This window comes from Streptomyces sp. 378 (genome assembly GCF_030124145.1).
Classification (GTDB): domain Bacteria; phylum Actinomycetota; class Actinomycetes; order Streptomycetales; family Streptomycetaceae; genus Streptomyces.
Genome location: NZ_JASKMS010000004.1, coordinates 56,916 through 73,463, shown reverse-complemented (window position 1 = coordinate 73,463; position 16,548 = coordinate 56,916). Strand labels below are relative to the sequence as shown.

The 16,548-nt window shown below is 72.5% G+C and carries 9 protein-coding genes and 1 pseudogene; 2 read left to right on the top strand and 8 right to left on the bottom strand.

From position 1 onward, the window contains the following. Positions 1-29: 29 nt before the first annotated feature. The 4 genes and pseudogenes from QNO09_RS07390 to QNO09_RS07375 form a co-directional block, all read right to left on the bottom strand. Positions 30-1,688, bottom strand: a complete 1,659-nt coding sequence (locus tag QNO09_RS07390) for a succinic semialdehyde dehydrogenase (RefSeq protein WP_283969251.1) — start codon at positions 1,686-1,688, stop codon at positions 30-32. A 135-nt stretch (positions 1,689-1,823) separates the two neighbouring features. After that, positions 1,824-3,719, bottom strand: coding sequence for a serine/threonine-protein kinase (locus QNO09_RS07385; protein ID WP_283969250.1), 1,896 nt, complete (start codon positions 3,717-3,719; stop codon positions 1,824-1,826). A gap of 61 nt (positions 3,720-3,780) precedes the next feature. Next, a pseudogene (locus QNO09_RS07380) lies at positions 3,781-4,520 on the bottom strand (serine/threonine protein kinase); the annotation flags it as partial. A 323-nt stretch (positions 4,521-4,843) separates the two neighbouring features. Further along, positions 4,844-5,977, bottom strand: a complete 1,134-nt coding sequence (locus tag QNO09_RS07375) for a serine/threonine-protein kinase (RefSeq protein ID WP_502962257.1) — start codon at positions 5,975-5,977, stop codon at positions 4,844-4,846. Positions 5,978-6,522: 545 nt separating this feature from the next. On the opposite strand from QNO09_RS07375, the gene QNO09_RS07370 reads away from it, so the two are divergent. Then, on the top strand, positions 6,523-6,804 hold the full coding sequence (locus QNO09_RS07370; RefSeq protein ID WP_283969248.1) for a hypothetical protein: 282 nt from the start codon (positions 6,523-6,525) through the stop codon (positions 6,802-6,804). A gap of 119 nt (positions 6,805-6,923) precedes the next feature. Here QNO09_RS07370 and QNO09_RS07365 read toward each other — a convergent pair whose 3' ends face one another. From QNO09_RS07365 to QNO09_RS07355, 3 genes are all read right to left on the bottom strand, one after another. After that, a complete protein-coding gene (locus QNO09_RS07365) occupies positions 6,924-8,525 on the bottom strand; it encodes a serine/threonine-protein kinase (protein WP_283969247.1) in 1,602 nt (533 codons plus the stop codon). A 166-nt stretch (positions 8,526-8,691) separates the two neighbouring features. Continuing rightward, positions 8,692-11,223, bottom strand: coding sequence for a serine/threonine kinase C-terminal domain-containing protein (locus tag QNO09_RS07360; protein WP_283969246.1), 2,532 nt, complete (start codon positions 11,221-11,223; stop codon positions 8,692-8,694). Between the two features lie 153 nt (positions 11,224-11,376). After that, positions 11,377-13,416, bottom strand: a complete 2,040-nt coding sequence (locus tag QNO09_RS07355; RefSeq protein WP_283969501.1) for a serine/threonine-protein kinase — start codon at positions 13,414-13,416, stop codon at positions 11,377-11,379. Between the two features lie 171 nt (positions 13,417-13,587). On the opposite strand from QNO09_RS07355, the gene QNO09_RS07350 reads away from it, so the two are divergent. Further along, the gene (locus tag QNO09_RS07350) at positions 13,588-14,631 is read left to right on the top strand and encodes a serine hydrolase domain-containing protein (protein ID WP_283969245.1); all 1,044 of its coding nucleotides are present in this window, start codon (positions 13,588-13,590) and stop codon (positions 14,629-14,631) included. A gap of 69 nt (positions 14,632-14,700) precedes the next feature. Here QNO09_RS07350 and QNO09_RS07345 read toward each other — a convergent pair whose 3' ends face one another. Further along, complete coding sequence (locus QNO09_RS07345) at positions 14,701-16,413, bottom strand: glycerol-3-phosphate dehydrogenase/oxidase (RefSeq protein WP_283969244.1); 1,713 nt, start codon at positions 16,411-16,413, stop codon at positions 14,701-14,703. Between the last annotated feature and the right edge of the window lie 135 nt (positions 16,414-16,548).

Sequence of the window (16,548 nt, the reverse complement as noted above, 5' to 3'; positions counted from 1 at the left end):
CCCCTGTGAGTGTCTGAAGCGAAGGTCGTCTACCGGAACCGGAATGCCTTCATCAGGCGCAGGCTCCTGCTCATGAACTGGGCGTACTTCTCGTCGTCCATGCCCAGCGAGGGGGCCATGGGGAGCACACGCTGGTGGGCGACGGTCTGGGCCTCGGTGTACTTGAGGATGCCCTCGGAGCCGTGGCGGCGGCCGAGGCCCGAGTCCTTCATGCCGCCCATGGGCGACTGGACGCTGCCGTAGGCGGGGGCGTAGCCCTCGTTGATGTTGACCGTGCCGGTGCGCAGGCGGGCCGCGACCTCCTGGCCGCGGCGGCCGTTCCTCGTCCAGACCGAGGAGTTCAGGCCGTACGCCGTCGCGTTGGCGCGCTCGATCACCTCGTCCTCGTCGGTGAAGCGGTAGACCGAGACGACCGGGCCGAAGGTCTCCTCCGTGCAGACGGACATGTCCGTGGCGACGCCGTCGAGGATCGTGGGCTCGAAGAAGTACGGGCCGATGTCGGGGCGGGCCACCCCGCCCGCGACGACCTTCGCGCCCTTGGCGACGGCCTCCTCGACATGCCGCGTGACGGTCTCCAACTGGCGTTCGCCGACCAGGGAACCCATGTCGGCGCCGTACGCCAGGGACGTGCCGAGGCGGATCGCCTTCGTGCGGGCGGCGAAACGCTCCAGGAAGGCGTCCGCGATGGACGCGTGGACGTACAGCCGCTCGATGGAGATGCACAGTTGCCCGGCGGAGGAGAAGCAGGCCCGGACGGCACCGGCCGCGGCCTTCTCGATGTCGGCGTCCTCCAGCACCAGCATGGCGTTCTTGCCGCCGAGTTCGAGGGAGACGCCGACCAGCCGGGCGGCGGCGCCCTGGGCGACCTCGCGGCCGGTGCGGGTGGAGCCGGTGAAGGAGACGTAGTCGGCGTGCCGGACGACCTCGGGGCCGATGACCGGGCCGTCGCCGAGGACGACCTGGAAGACGTCGGCGGGCAGCCCGGCCTCGATGAGCAGGTCGCGGGCCCACAGGGCGGTCAGGCAGGTCTCGGTGTCCGGCTTCATGACGACGGCGTTGCCCGCGACGAAGGCCGGGAGCGCGTCGCCGACGGAGAGTTCGAGGGGGTAGTTCCAGGGGGCGATCTGGCCGACGACACCGCGCGGGTGGCGCAGTTCGGTGACCTTGGTGAGGGTCGGCATGGCGCCGGCGTGCCGCTTGGGCCGGAGGTAGGCCGGGGCCTTGCGGCCGTAGTGCCGGGCGGCGACGGCGACGGCCTGGACCTCCTCGTGGGCGTGCAGGCGGGCCTTGCCGGTCTCCAGCTGGATGAGGTCGAGCACCTCGGCCTGCCGCTCCAGCACCAGGTCGTGGAAGCGGAGCAGGACGGCGGCGCGCTGCCGTACGGGGGTCTGCGCCCACACGGCCTGGGCGGCGCGGGCCTGTTCGAAGGCCTTCGCCACGTCCTCGGGCGTCGACTCGGGGAGGTCGGCCAGCTTCTCGCCGGTGAACGGCGTGTGGTTGGCGGTCCGGCCGGAGCCGGCGACGCCCTTGGTGAGCTGGGCGACCAGCTCGGGCGTGACCACGTCGTCGGCGGTGCGGGCGCCCTCCGGGGCGGGGGCGAGGGGATTTGTGCCGGTTACTGGGAGGGTCGTACCGGTGAGTGCCGTCCCGGTCTCTGCCGTCTTCTCGGTGGCCTGCGCGTCCGTCATGACGCGCAGGGTATGCCGCGGCGGAGCCTTTGGGTACCCGTCGGTAATACGGCTTCACCGAGTGCACACACGACGCCAGTGGCTGCTGGCAACAAACAGCCTGATCAGGGCGTTGGGCGGTGACGGTGCGGTGATTCAGCCTTTTACGATCCCGAGTCGGTCCCGGGCGCCCCGGAACAGCGAGGCGCCCTCCTTCTCCTCCGGCGTGCCGCTGGGCATGTCGACGCGCAGCTCGTACATGCGGTCGTCGTCGGTGCGGATCAGCAGGCGCATGACCCGCCTGGGGGTCTCGCCGGAGGTGTAGGTGGTGTCGGCGAGGGCGGCATCGTAGCCCTGGACACGGGTCGGGGCGTACCGCGTGTGCGCCGTCCGCCCCCATGCCCGGGGCGTCTCGCGGGCCTGGTCCATCGGGGCGCCCGGGGCCTTGTCCCAGAGGAGGAGGCGGACCCGGATCGTGCCGCCCCGCTCGTCGCCGTAGAGCGTCGCGCGGGGCCGGCCGGCCGCGCCGCCGGTCCTGTCGAGGACCCGGTAGGGGCGCGGGAGGTGGAGCACGGCCGCCATGCCCGGTTCGCGGTGCGGGGTCCAGGTGTCCCCGGCACCCGGGACAGGACTGGTGCGGGCCGTCTGTTCCGCGCTCTCGGCGCTGCCCGTGTCGGCGAGTTGGGTGGCGGCTCCTATACCGCCGGCGAGCAGTGCGCTGAGGAGGGCGAGGGGGGCGGGGCGGAGGAGCGTGTGACGCTTCGGGGGCTCCGTGGGCTTCGAAGGCTTCGAGGGCTCCGTGGCCTTCGGGGGCTCCAAGGGGACGGCGGTGCTGTCTGCTTGCGCTCCGGTGAGGGGGGACTCCGCCTGCTGTGGTGTCTCCCTGGGGGGTGCTTTGGTGCCGGGGCTCTCCGCCGGCTCTTGTGTGACCGTGGGGGGCGCTCCGGAGCCAGGGGCCTTCGCCGGCTCTCGCATCTCCGTACGGTGCGCTCCGGAGCCAGGGTTCTCCGCCGGCTCTCGTACCTCCGTAGGGGGCGCTCCGGTGCCGAGGGCCTCCGCAGGCTCTCGTGTCTCCCCCGCGCGCACTCCGATGCCGGGGGCTGCGGGCACCTGCTGCGCGACCGGCGGCCGTCCGGCCACCGCCTCCAGCGCCTTCTCGACCTCCTCGGCGTCCGGCCGCTGTTCGGGGTCCCGTGCCAGCAGCCGTGCGATCAGCGGCCCGAGCGGTCCGGCCCGCCGCGGTTCGGGCGGCTCCGCGGCGACGATCGCGGCGAGCACGGACTCGGGCGTGGCCCGGCGGAACGGGGACGCCCCCTCGACGGCGGCGTACAGCAGTACGCCCAGGGACCACAGGTCGGAGGCGGGCCCGGCGATGCGGCCGGACATCCGCTCGGGGGCGACGAAGTCCAGCGAGCCGACGAACTCCCCGCCGGCCGTGAGCGACTCCTCGCCCTGCACATGGGCGATCCCGAAGTCGGTGAGGACGACGCGCCGGTGCGGGCCGAGCAGCACATTGGCTGGTTTCACCTCCCGGTGCACGATGCCGACGGAGTGCGCGGCACGCAGGGCACCGAGGACGGCGAGGCTGATCCGGGCGGCTTCGCGCGCGTCGACCGGGCCGCGCCGGAGCCTCTCGTGCAGGGACTCGCCTTGGACCAACTCCATGACGATCCACGGGAGTCCGTCGAGCGCCGCGTCGACCGCGTGCAACCCGTCACGTCCGACCGGCCGGTGGCCATCGATCCGCCCGTCGCGTGCGTCCGGCCGCCGCTCCGGCTCGACGACCACGTCGTGGATGGTGACGGCGGCGGGGTGGTCGACGCGGGCGGCGGCGCGGGCCTCGCGGTAGAGCCGGTGCGCTGCCCGCCGGTGGCTCTCGTCCTCCGGGTCGCCCGGCAACCGGGGCTGCTTGACGGCGACGTCACGCTGCACGAGGTCGTCATAGGCCCGCCAGACGGTGCCCATCCCGCCGGAGCCGATGCGCTCGATCAGCCGGTACCGCCCGCCGACCAGTCGGCCCTGGGCGCCCGTCCCGCCCCCGTCGTTGCTCATGCCCCATCAGTATCCCGCAGGACGGCCGCTTGTCGACGCGAGGCAGTGGCCGGACGCCGGTTCAGGCCCCGTCGACGTCCAGGTTCGCGATCGCCGTCCGCGCCACCTCACGCCCGCGTTCCGTGAAGTCGCCCTTGCCCGGGTAGCTGACGGTGAGCTTGTACATGTCGCCGCCGGAGGTCTTGTAATAGAAGATCCTCAGCTCGCGGGGGCGGGGGTCGTCCCTGTCGTCGGTCTCGTAAGTGACGGTGTTCTCGGCGGCCTTCCTGCCCCTGTACGTGGTCCCCTCGGGTTGCGTCTTCGGGTTCTCCGGCATGTCCAGGGGGTAGCTGCCGTTGTCCTTGAACCCACTGTCGTCGTCGTACATCTCGGCGGCCGCGGAGCCCGCGATGGTGCTGCCGGTGTCCTCCGCCTTCTCGTCGAGGGTCAGGCCGATCCAGATGCTGCCGCTCCAGTCGGTGTACGTGACCCAGTGCCCCTGGTCCGACTCCCGGTCGGGCACGGTCCGCTGGTAGTCGCCGGGGACGGCCGGCGACGCGGCGAGTTCCTCGTGCCGGTGTGTCTTCCAGCCCTCGGGCAGCGGCCCGGCGAACGGGTTCGCGAGCACCAGGTACGCCGTCACCGCCGCCGCGACGACCGCCGCACCGAGCCCGATCCACTCTTTGCGGCCGAGCCGGAGTCTTCGGCCCTCACCGCCCTGGCCGCCCGTGGCCTGAACGACCTGCGTCGGCCGGCCGGCGGGTTCGCGGCGGCTTCCAGCAGGACACGCACCCGGGCGGCGTTCGGGCGGCGGGCCGGGTCCCACCGTCTCGTCCTTGGCCGGCCACACCATGCCCATCCCGCCGTGCCCGAGCTTCGCCAGCAGCCAGTAACGACCGGTGATGAGCCGTCCGGGCTGGACCACCTGGGTGGGCGCCGCGTACGGGTTGCCGGGATGCGGTACGGCCGCCGGCTGGCCAGGCGGTTGCAGAACGAAACTCGTCGGCTCGCCGGCCCCATGTCGGGCACCGTGTCGGGCTCCCCCGTTGCTGCTCATGAGTCCATCCACATCGCGCCAAGCGCTTGCGTATCCGGCAAGAACGGCTTCCGGTCACACACCCGTGACGCGCACCGAGCCGTATCTCCTACCTGTGTGCCCGTCCGGGCGCGGACGAATGGGTCGACGTCGGGCGGGTGCCGGCCGTGGAGGGAGAGGGCGCGCGGGTCACGGTGACGGTGGCGGTGGGGGTGCCGGAGGAGGGAGGCCGGGCCGTGGGCGTCCGTGGCGCCGAACTCGCCGGTGTACCGCCGCCGTCGCCGTCCCGGTCCGCGAGCAGCACCGCGGCGGACAGGCCCGCACCCGCCGTCGCGGCGACCAGCAGCGCTGCAATGAGGGCACCCCGCGTCGAGAGCCGCTGCGGTCCCGTACGGGCCGCTGGCGGCATACGTCCCACCTCCAGGAAGGCCCGCAGCATCCGCTCCGCCTCGGCCGCGTCCAGCCGCCTGTCCGGATCGCGTTCGAGCAGGCCGCGTACGACGGGCAGGATCGGCGCGGCCTGCTCGGGCGGCCGTATCTCGTCGGACACGACGGCGTGCAGGATGCCGCCCAAGGAGTCGCGCCGGAACGGCGATTCGCCGCTGAGGGCCGCGCACAGCAGCGCGCCGAGCGACCACAGGTCGGACTCGGGGCCGGTCCTGGCCACGTCTCCGGCCATCCGCTCGGGCGCGGTGTACTCGGGAGAGCCGACGAAGGAACCGGTCTCGGTGAGTGTGGTCGCGCCGGAGACCTGGGCGACACCGAAGTCGGTGAGGACGACCCGGCCGTCCTCGGCGATCAGCACGTTCGACGGCTTCACGTCCCGGTGCAGCACACCGGCCGCGTGCGCGATGCTCAGGGCGCCGAGCAGGGCGATGCCGATGCGGGCGGCCTCGGCGGCGTCGACCGGGCCGCCGGTGGCGATGCGGTCGGCGAGCGAGCCGCCCTCGACCAGTTCCATGACCATGTAGGGGCGTTCGTCCTCCTCGACGACGTCGTGGACGACGATGACGTGCGGATGGCTCAGCTGGGCGACCGCGCGGGCCTCGCGCAGGGTGCCGTCGCGCCGCCGCCGGGCCTGGGCCGCGGAGAGGGTCTCGTCGACGGGGAGTTCCTTGACGGCGACCTTGCGGCCGAGCAACTGGTCGGTGGCCCGCCAGACGACACCCATGCCGCCACGCCCGAGCCTCTCTTCCAGCCGGTAACGGCCCGCGACGACACGGCCGCCTGCCTCGGTCCCCATGCGCCCCATGATGCCGCAGGGACGCACGCCTTCCGTGGCGGCGACCGGCCAAGTATGCCGCCGTCCCAAGACAGTCGATGGCACACTCCAGCGTGCTCAGGCCTGGGCGCGGACCATGCTGGATCGGATCGACGAGGTCACCGCGATGGAACGGCGCCTCAACGCTCGTGTCGAGGAACGCATTCGGCCGTTCGAGCGTCAGGTCCGCCGATGGGCCCTGGTGTCCGAGCCAACCGATCCGGTCGGCCGACTGCTGTGGCTCTCACTCGCGTTGCGGCCGCACTCACGACCTGACCGCTGCCCGCACCCACCGGATTACGGGCGTCTGAGAGCGCCAGGGGCGTCCCCATCCTGGCCGAACTCCGCCTGCCAGGGCGGCGACTCCTGGATGACCACCGGCATCGAACGCAAGCCTTCAGGACTCACCCACGGTGAGTCCGGCCAGGCCGTCGGCGCTGGGTTTGACCAGGTCGGGCCGGACGGCCACACCGCGATGCAGCGGCTTACCGCGGCGACAACTCCTGGGGACCGGCGCCTCGGGGAGCATGACGTTCACCAACTGGACGTCCGACTATGTGGACATCAGCGGTTGGGTCAAGGACACCGCTGCCGATGGTCACCATGTGGCCATCAGATTCAGATCCATTGACCACTACACCGGCTGGGTGACGGACTGGCCCTGGCGTACCGAATACGACGGAAACGGATCGACTACCTCCTTCACCACATACGCAAACCCCTCCGGCGATGATCTCGACTCCATCGGCGCGCAGGTGGCGGTCAGGGAAGGAACCAAGATCGTCCGTTCTTGCACGGACTGGGCCTGAGCCCCGGCGCGACAACCAATGTCATCGCGACGACGTATCGGCCCACGCCATGTCCGGTTGGGCCGATACCTGGCCGCCTTCCGTGAGGTCGTCGTCCACGTAGGTCACGACGTTCTCGATCAACCCTCCTGGAAGCCCCGCAGGATCCAGTCGAACTGCTTCCTGGTGGTGGCCCAGTCGTCGGTCGGTGAGGCCGCGTAGATGGAGTACTCGGTGCCGTCACCGTCCATGTACCCGACGTCGATCGCACGGTAGGGCCCCGGGAAGTAGTGCGGCGCGTCCTTGGCCAGCGCGTTCCACGTGTACTCCCAGCGGGCGCCCGGCTGATCGCGGAAAAGCTCCTCCTTGAGGCGCAGCCCCTTGTAGTCCTGCAGCCGTGAGACCCGCTGTTCCAGGTTGCTCATGTGCGCGTAAGAGGTGCTGAAGTCCGGTGCGGTGTCGACGGCGACCCGCACGAGGTGCTTGCCCTTGTCGGGCGAGTAGTCGACCTGCCGGAGGCCGTCCTGGTCGATGGAGACGGACCGCTTCCACCCCTTGGGCAGGGGGATGCTGAACCCCACCGGGTCGTGGCGCCGCACCCAACCGGCTGGAACCACCCCCTGACCGCCCTCGTCACTCGGCGTGGCACTGGCGCTCGGAGTCGGCGCAGAGGCGGAGTTGCCGGGGCCGGCCGTGCCGAACTGCTGCAGCGCGACCGCGGCTCCCGCACCGATGACCGCGGCAAGGGCGACGACGAGGGCGGCCGTTCGCAGACGGTGCCCCCCTTTCGGGGGCGCGGCGGACGGGCCGACCTGGGTGACGGCGGTCTGGTGCGGCCTGGTGACACCGGTCCGCGGCTGCTCGTGGGGCCCCTGATGTCCGTACGACCCGTGCCGCGTCGGCACGTACACCTGTGCCGCGCTCGGGCGCCGTCCCTCCGCCGTCTCGACCAGCATCTGCTCGGTCTCGGCCACGTCGGGACGTGTGGCCGGATCCTTGCGCAGCAGGGCATTGATGACGGGCGCGAGCGGACCGGCGTGCCGGAGCTCGGCGGCCTCTTCCTCGACCACGGCCTGCATGGTGGTCAGCGGTGTCGTGCGGCGGAACGGCGACCGGCCCTCCACCGCCGTGTAGAGCGTCGCGCCGAGCGCCCAGAGGTCGGAGGAGGGGCCGGGGTCGTGGCCGCGTACGCGCTCGGGCGCCAGGTAGTCGACCGAGCCGACGACCTCTCCGGTCCGGGTGATGGTCGTGTCGCCCTCGATCTGGGCGATGCCGAAGTCGGTGAGCAGCACCCGCCGGTCGCGGGCGAGGAGCACGTTGCCCGGCTTGATGTCACGGTGCAGGACTCCGGCGGTGTGCGCGGCGCGCAGGGCCCGCAGCACCCAGAGGCCGATGCGCGCCGCCTCGCGCGGCTCGACGCGGCCCTCCTCCTTGACCGCGTCGGCAAGGGAGCGGCCCTCGACCAGCTCCATGACGATCCAGGGGCGGCCGTCGTGCTCCAGCACGTCGTGCACCGTGACGACCGCGGAGTGGTTGATCCGTGCCGCGGCACGCGCCTCGGCCCGGGTGCGGGCCAGCAGGATCGACTGCTCGCTCTCGGAGACGTAGAGGGCGGCCGTCAACTCCTTGATGGCGACCGACCGGTGCAACACCTCGTCATGTGCACGCCAGACCCGCCCCATGCCGCCGCTGCCGATGGATTCGGCCAGCCGGTAGCGGCCCGCGACGAGCAGGCCCTGCATCTGATTCACGTTGCCCCGCAATGGTCTTGACAGGGTCAGCGTAAGGACCCGCCCTCACCCAGGGAACAAGCGGGGTATCACGGTGACCGCACTGTGACGGTTGTGCCTGCCGGGACGGGAGGCAACCAGATGTCGCACAACGGCGCACAGGCGGCGCGCCGGTCTCTCAGCGCGTGACCTTGTACGTCGCCGCCGCCTGCTCGTACAGCCGCGTCACCTCGTCCCGTTCGGACTCCGGGCCGCGCACCTGGACCACGTGGTAGCGGCCGTCGACCAGCATCGCGAGGTTGCGCACGTACAGGTCACCCCCGCCGCCGGTCCAGGTGAACTGTCCCTCGGCCATGGTCCGCCCGCCCACCTCGATCCTCTTCAGGCCGGTGGAGGTGGCCCAGCTGGAATCCCGGTACGGCTGCAACTCGCGCTCCGACTCCCGCTGGTAGGCCATCGGGTCGCTGCCGTACTCCGAGGCGCTGTCCCGGCCCGGCACGACGATCAGCTCGAAGGCGCCCCTGGAGTAGACGACCTGACCGCTGCCGTTGCGCGGTGCACGCTCCCAGCCCTTGGCGACGGCGACCTGGAACCCGGCCGAGTCCTTGCGCAGCGTGAAGCCGTCGGCGACGTCGGGGTCGGTGGTCTGCGTCTCGGTGGTGCCGGCCGACGACGACGGGCTCTTCTCCGGCTCGGGCGAGGTCTGCTCGGGCCGGGGCTCGCTGCTGGCGTCGGGCTCGGGCGCCTGGCTCACCTCACCGGCGGCACCCGTGCGGTCCGTGCCGTTCGCGCCCTCGGTCCCCGACTTGGGCATGAAGAGCATGGCGTAGGCGATCGCCGCGGCCATCGCGAGCAGCACCAGCAGGAGCAGGGTGCGGCCCAGCCGGCGCGGCGAACCGGGCTGCTTCTTCGCTCGCTTGTGCCGTCCGTGGTGCGCGGGCAGCCCGGCCTTCCGCCTGCGCACGAGTTCACCCCGGCGCCGTACGACGGGCAGCCGGCCGGGGTCCACGGGCGGTGCCGGGACGACGTGCAGCCCGGCCTCCGGCTCGGGCGCCGAACGCACCAGCGAGCGCAGCCAGCCGCGCGCCTCCTCGAAGTCGAGGCGCTCGGTGGGGTCCTGGCGCAGCAGGGATTCCACCACCGGCCGCAGCGGACCGCACTCCTCGGCGTAGGCGGGCGGCTCCGCGCACACCATCTGCACCAGCTCGGCCGTCGACTCCTCGGGGTAGGGCGCGTGTCCCTGCACGGACCTGAAGAGCAGCGCGCCGAGCGCCCACAGGTCGGTCGCGGGGCCGATCGGTGCGGCCAACTGCCAGTTCTCGTGTACGGGTCCGGCCTGTTCCGGCGCCCAGCGCTCGGTGACGGGCCCGACCACGGCCATCCGCGCCTGCCGCGCCCGCTCGGCGGCCAGCGCCGTCGCCGGACCGCGCCGGGGGGCGGGGGTGTCGGCGACCAGGTCGTCCCATCGCGTGGACTCGCCGTGCGTTCCGGTGTCCGGGGCCGGCGGGAGGGCCGTCTGCTCCCGGCCCTGCGGCGCGGGCTCGCCACCGATCGCTCCACGGGGTGTCGCACCGTGCCAGCCGGTCGTCCGCGGGCCGCCGCCCACGCCGTAGGGGTCGGCGATCCGCCCGGGCGGCTGGGCCCCCGGGGCCGTGCCCTGCCCGGGGATGTACGGCGACTGCGCCGAGCCGTTGCCGTAGGGCGCGGCCCCGCCGTCGGGGGCCGGCCGGGCGCCGGGCAGTGCCGCCCGCTCGCCCTCCTGCGCCTCCTGTACCCGTGCCGCTGCCCGGGCACCGGCGCGGTAGGCCGCGATCGCCCCGGCACGCGCCGCCCGCGGGTCCCCGCTCTCCCGCACCGCACTGCGCGCCGGCACCACCGATCCGCCACCGGGGCCCTCGCCCCCGGCCGAGGGCAGTCCCCTGGACTCCCGGGCCTCTATGGCGGCGCGCCGCGCGGCCTCGGGATCACCCGCCCCGCCGATGCCTCCGGCCGGCCCGGGGCCTCCCGGCCCTCCGACTCCAGGGACCGGCCCGGCGCCGCCGCCGTCCTGCCCCGGCCGCTGCCCGGACTCCTCGAAGGCCGGTTCCGGCACCGGGTCGTATCCGCACAGCGCCTCCTCGGCGGCGCCCACCGCGAGCCCGGTCAGCATCACCCGGCCGTCGTCGCAGACGAGCACCGTCCGCGCGGTGATGTTCCGGTGCACCCAGCCGTGCGCGTGCAGCACCCGAAGGGCCATCAGCACGTCGGAGGCGACCTCCGCCGCCCGGTACGGCGTCAGCGGCTTCTCGGCGAGCAGCGCCGCCAGCGGACGCGCCGCCACCAGCTCACTGACGATCCAGAGTGAACCGCCCTCGGCGAACACGTCGAAGACCTGGTCGAGTCGGGGATGGTCGGGGATGGCCGCCGCGGCCTGCGCCGCCTCGACCGCGCGCCGCACCACCGGATCCGTGGGCCGCCGCACGCCCGGACGGGCGCCCGCACGCCCCCCGGGCCGCCGCGCACCACCGTCACGTGCCGTGAAGCCGTCGGGCAGCCCCTCCGCGTCGAGCACCTCCGCCTCGACCACTTCCGGCAACGGCACCTGCCGGACCAGGACTTCCTGTCCGCTGTAGGTGTCGAAGGCCCGGGTCTCGGTGAGTTCGTACTCGTCGGACGGGGGCAGCGGCAGGCGGTAGCGGTCGGCGAGTACCCGGCCCGCGTAGTCGTCCACGTTGCCTCCCCCGGCAGCCCGGTCGGTCACATCCGTTCGCCCCGCGGTCCGATTCGGCTGCGCACGGTCCGCAAACATTTACGATACGTGCCGCAGGCAACCCGCAATGCGGGGATGCCAGATCTCACTCCCCAAACCCGGGGCGCCTCATGCTCAGGACTTGGGTTCGAAGGTCTTCGTGAACGTCCGCCACGTCTCCTTGCGCAACTCGCCGTCCCAGCCTGCCGCCTTGGCCGTGTACATCAGCGCGTACCCCTGCCGGTCGTCGACCACGAAACCCCGGTCGATCGTCCGGTACCGGGTGCCGCCGTCCGTGTAGGTGAACTCCCAGTCGGCCGTGTTCCAGTCGCGGTAGTCCACCTTCTCTATACGGATCTTCTTGTACTGCGCGCGCACCATGTAGCGCTCCTGGCTCTTCCAGTCCGCCACCGGGTCACCCTTGGGCGTGGACGTCCAGGCGATGAGCAGCTTCTGCCCGTCGGGCCCGGTGAAGCGGTCGCCCGCCGCACCCGTGGACCGGTACTTCCAGCCCTTCGGCAGACCGATCGAGTACCCCTGGTTCCCCTGGTGAGTCGACTCCGCCGCGGTGCCCTTCCCGCCGCCGGAGCCGCCCTCGTCCGCCGAGCCGCTCGTCTGTCCGCCCGGCGTGCTGTCCGAGACGGACCCGGACGGCGCGGGCTGGGACTCCGCACCGTCCGTGCGCGTGCCGTCGCTCTCGTCGCCCTTGGTGTCGGAACTGCCCGACGCGGTGGCGGCGTGCTTCCCGCCGCCCTTGTCGGAGGCCCCCTTGGAGCCCTCGTCGTCACCGCCCAGCGTGAGGGCGAGGACGGTGCCGATCACGGCCAGCACCACGATCACGGCGATGATCATCAGGGTTCGCCGCGGCACCACGTCGGTGAGCGGCGCCCGGGGCACGGGCCTGGGCGGCAGGTCCGGCGGCGGCACGACGGGCCATCCCGAACTGCGCCCCTCGGACGCCGTCTTCGCTTCCGTCGCCCCCCGCTCGCCGCCGTCGGCAGCCGCAACCGAGCCCGACTGCGTCGCGGACGCGCCCGCGTCCCCGGCCCGGCCCGCTTCGCCGTCCGGCGCGGAGGAGGCCTTGCCCGCCGCCTGGGAAGAGGCGGCGGCGGTACCGGACTTGGCGGCGAGGGCGGCCGGTCCGGCAGCGGCCTTGCGCACGGAACGCAGCGCTCCGCGCAGCCGCTCCCCGGGTTCCTCGCCCCGCTTGCCCGCGGCCCCCGCCGAACTCCCCTGGCCCGAGGACCTGTCGGGCTGCGCCGGCAGCGGCACGACCTTCGTCGCGTCCATGGGCTCCGGCTCGGCCTTGTCCGGCGCGCGCAGGACCGCGTTCAGCATCGCCCGGGCGCCCGCGTCGTCGAGCCGCTGCGCGGCATCCTTGGTGAGCAGTCCGTAGATGACGTCCTTCAGCGGGCCCGCGTTCTTCGGCTCCTCCAGCGGCTCCGTCATCACAGCCGTGAGGGTCGCTATGGCCGACCCCTTGTCGTACGGCGGCGCACCTTCCACCGCCGCGTACAGCAACCCGCCGAGGGACCACAGGTCGGCCGCCGGGCCCGGCTTGTGACCGCGAGCCCGCTCCGGGGAGATGTAGGAGGGCGCGCCGACGAGCATGCCGGTCGAGGTGATGGACGGGTCGCCCTCGACCTGGGCGATGCCGAAGTCGGTGAGCACGACCCGGCCGTCCTCGGCGATCAGCACGTTGGACGGCTTCACGTCTCGGTGCAGGATTCCCTCGCGGTGGGCGGACCGGAGCACGTCGAGGACGGCGAGCCCGACCTCGGCGGCGCGCTTGGGTTCGAGGAGGCCGTCCTCCCGGATGACCTCGGCGAGCGACTTGCCCTCGACGAGCTCCATCACGATCCAGGGCCGGTCGTCCTCCTGGACGACGTCGAAGACCGTCACGGCGCTGTTGTTGCGGATGCGCGCGATCGCCTTGGCCTCGCGCAGCGTCCGCGTGATCAGCCGCCGCTTCTCCTCCTCGTCGATGTTCGACGGGAACCGCAGCTCCTTGACGGCGACCGTCCGTCCGAGGGTCTCGTCCTGGGCCCGCCAGACCGTGCCCATGCCTCCGCGGCCCAGCACCTTGCCCAGTCGGTAACGCCCCGCGAGGAGACGCTCCGTGTTGTCCTGACGAGTGTCCTGACGAGATGTGCCCGCCCGCTCCGCCTCCGACATGCGTCCCCTCATGCAACCCGCCCTGACAGAGCCTTCATTGTCTCTCACCCGACAAGTGCCCGGCGCCCAGGGGCCCCCTGGCGAACGCCCACGGCTCCGTCTCCCGGGAGCCCGGGTGCGCCACGCCCCGCGCGGCCTTGCATGATGGGCCCTCACCAGGGAGGAAACCGTATGCCGCCGATTCGGACATTGCCGGCCCTGCCGGTGGCCGCCGCCCTGTTCGTCCTCCCCCCGGCCGACTCGTCGGCCCTGTCGATGCCGCCCGCCGACGCGGTGCTGCCGCTGCTGGTGACGCAGGGCCGAGCCCCGGCCGCGGCCCTGCTGGCCCGGGAGGGGACCACCACCCGCTATGCCACCACCGGTCCGGGAATCGCCCGGTCGGACCATTTCCGCGCCGGCAGCATCACCAAGACGTTCATCGCGACGGTCGTGCTGCAACTGGCCGCCGAGCACCGGCTGTCACTGTCCGACACGGTGGAGCAGCACCTGCCCGGCCTGGTGCGAGGAGCCGGCAACGACGGCCGCGCGCTGACCCTGCGCTCCCTGCTCACCCACACCAGCGGCCTGTACGACTTCACCGCGGACACCGACGGAACCGTGCCCGTCACACCCCGTCAGGCGCTGCGCCTCGCTCTCACCCACCCTCCGGCCGAACGCGGCCGCTTCTCCTACTCGAACACCAACTACGTCCTGCTCGGCCTGGTCATCCAGCAGGTGACCGGCCACTCGTACGCCACGGAGGCCGAGCTCCGCATCATCACTCCCCTGCGTCTGACGGGCACCTCCTTCCCCGGATCCCGCTCCTCGCTGCCCTCTCCGCACGGCCGCGCCTACGCCGCCGACGGAACCGACGTCACCGAGCTCGACCCGCGGGTGGCCGGCGCCGCGGGCGAGCTGGTGACCACGCTCACCGATCTGGACCGCTTCTACACGGCCTTGCTCGGCGGCCGTCTGCTGCCCCCGCACTGGCTGCGCGAGATGCTCGACACCCGTGCCGCACACGGCGCGTACGGCATGGGCGTGTTCCCCGAGAGACTTCCGTGCGGCATCACGGTGTGGGGGCACAGCGGGCACATATCCGGCAGTTATGTGCGCACCGCGGCCACCGTCGACGGCCGGCGGGTCCTCACCTTCCGCGTGAACACGGACGCGATCGCAGACCCCGGTCTCGAACCCGCGGTGCTCGCCGCCGAGTTCTGCCCCCGCACCTCGTAGAACGACCCGGCTCCGAACGGAGATCCCGTTCCCCGACACTCGTTCGGGTGATGCGTCCGGCAGGACCTGTCAGGGCCCCAGCGGCACGATGTCCGGCGCCCCCAGCCGCGCCGCGTCCGCCGTCAGGTCGTCCGGCTGGCGCTGCGACTCCCGCTCGGCCTCCACCCGCTTCTGGTAATGCTCGACCTCGCGCTCGATCTGGTCCTTGTCCCAGCCGAGCGCGGGCGCCATCAGCTCCGCGGCGTCGCGGGCGCTGCGGGCGCCCCGGTCGAAGGTCTCGATCGAGATGCGCGTCCGCCGGGTCAGCACGTCGTCGAGGTGCCGCGCCCCCTCGTGGGAGGCCGCGTAGACGATCTCGGCGCGCAGATAGTCGTCGGCCGCCACCAGGGGTTCGCCCAGGGACGGGTCCTCGGCGATGAGCTCGAGCAGCTCCTCGGTCATCGCCCCGTAGCGGTTCAGCAGATGCTCGACCCGGACCACGTGGAGACCGGTCCGGGCGGCGATCCGCGCCCGCGCGTTCCACAGCGCCCGGTAGCCCTCGGCGCCCAGCAGCGGCACGTCCTCGGTGACGCACTCGGCGACGCGCATGTCGAGTCCGTGCACCGCCGCGTCCACCGCGTCCTTGGCCATGACCCGGTACGTCGTGTACTTGCCGCCCGCCACGACGACCAGCCCGGGCACCGGATGCGCCACGGTGTGCTCACGCGACAGCTTGCTGGTGGCGTCGGACTCGCCCGCGAGCAGCGGCCTCAGGCCCGCGTACACCCCTTGGACGTCGTCCCTGGTGAGCGGCACCGCGAGCACCGAGTTCACATGGTCCAGCAGGTAGTCGATGTCCGCGCTGGAGGCGGCCGGGTGGGCCTTGTCGAGGTCCCAGTCGGTGTCCGTGGTGCCGACGATCCAGTGCCGGCCCCAGGGGATGACGAACAGCACGGACTTCTCCGTGCGCAGGATCAGCCCGGTCGTGGAGTGGATCCGGTCGCGCGGCACGACCAGGTGGATGCCCTTGGACGCGCGGACGTGGAACTGACCGCGCTCCCCGACCATCGCCTGGGTGTCGTCCGTCCACACACCGGTCGCGTTGACCACCTGCTTGGCGCGGATCTCGTACTCGCCGCCCGCGTCGACGTCCTGCACCCGCGCGCCGACGACCCGCTCACCCTCCCGGAGGAAGCCCGTCACCCGCGCGCGGTTGGCGGCCTTCGCACCGTACGCCACCGCCGTGCGCACCAGATTCGCCACGTACCGGGCGTCGTCCATCTGCGCGTCGTAGTACTGCAGCGCGCCGATCAGCGCGTCCTTCTTCAAACAAGGGGCCACGCGCAGGGCGTGAGAACGCGTCAGATGGCGGTGCATCGGCAGGCCCCGGCCGTGCCCGCGGGCCATGGACATGGCGTCGTACATCGCGACGCCCGATCCGGCGTACAGCCGCTCCCAGCCCTTGTGCTGCAACGGGTACAGGAACGGCACCGGCTTCACCAGATGCGGGGCGAGCCGCTCCAGCAGCAGGCCGCGCTCCTTCAGGGCCTCGCGGACGAGCGCGAAGTCGAGCATCTCCAGATAGCGCAGGCCACCGTGGATGAGTTTGCTGGACCGGCTGGAGGTTCCGGACGCCCAGTCCCGCGCCTCGACCAGACCTGTGGACAAACCCCGGGTCACGGCGTCGAGCGCGGTGCCCGCACCGACCACGCCTGCGCCCACGACCAGCACATCCAGCTCGCGCTCGGCCATGGATGCGAGTGACTCGGCGCGCTGCGCCGGTCCGAGTGTCGCTGTCCTCACCACTGCCTCCCGCTCATCGGTCGCGCCGGCCGCACCCGTCGGGTGAGACCCCGTCCGTATCCCCCTGCCCAAATTCTGACCGCGTTGCCCCACTTCAGCCACCACGGACCCGCAGCCTGTGGACAACGCTCACGG

Bases quoted from the DNA above. Each gene is read 5' to 3' on its own strand.
- QNO09_RS07365 (WP_283969247.1), bottom strand. From the start codon at position 8,525: ATGCAGGGCCTGCTCGTCGCGGGCCGCTACCGGCTGGCCGAATCCATC.
- QNO09_RS07390 (WP_283969251.1), bottom strand. From the start codon at position 1,688: ATGACGGACGCGCAGGCCACCGAGAAGACGGCAGAGACCGGGACGGCA.
- QNO09_RS07370 (WP_283969248.1), top strand. From the start codon at position 6,523: ATGACGTTCACCAACTGGACGTCCGACTATGTGGACATCAGCGGTTGG.
- QNO09_RS07350 (WP_283969245.1), top strand. From the start codon at position 13,588: ATGCCGCCGATTCGGACATTGCCGGCCCTGCCGGTGGCCGCCGCCCTG.
- QNO09_RS07385 (WP_283969250.1), bottom strand. From the start codon at position 3,719: ATGAGCAACGACGGGGGCGGGACGGGCGCCCAGGGCCGACTGGTCGGC.
- QNO09_RS07375 (WP_502962257.1), bottom strand. From the start codon at position 5,977: ATGGGGACCGAGGCAGGCGGCCGTGTCGTCGCGGGCCGTTACCGGCTG.
- QNO09_RS07355 (WP_283969501.1), bottom strand. From the start codon at position 13,416: ATGTCGGAGGCGGAGCGGGCGGGCACATCTCGTCAGGACACTCGTCAG.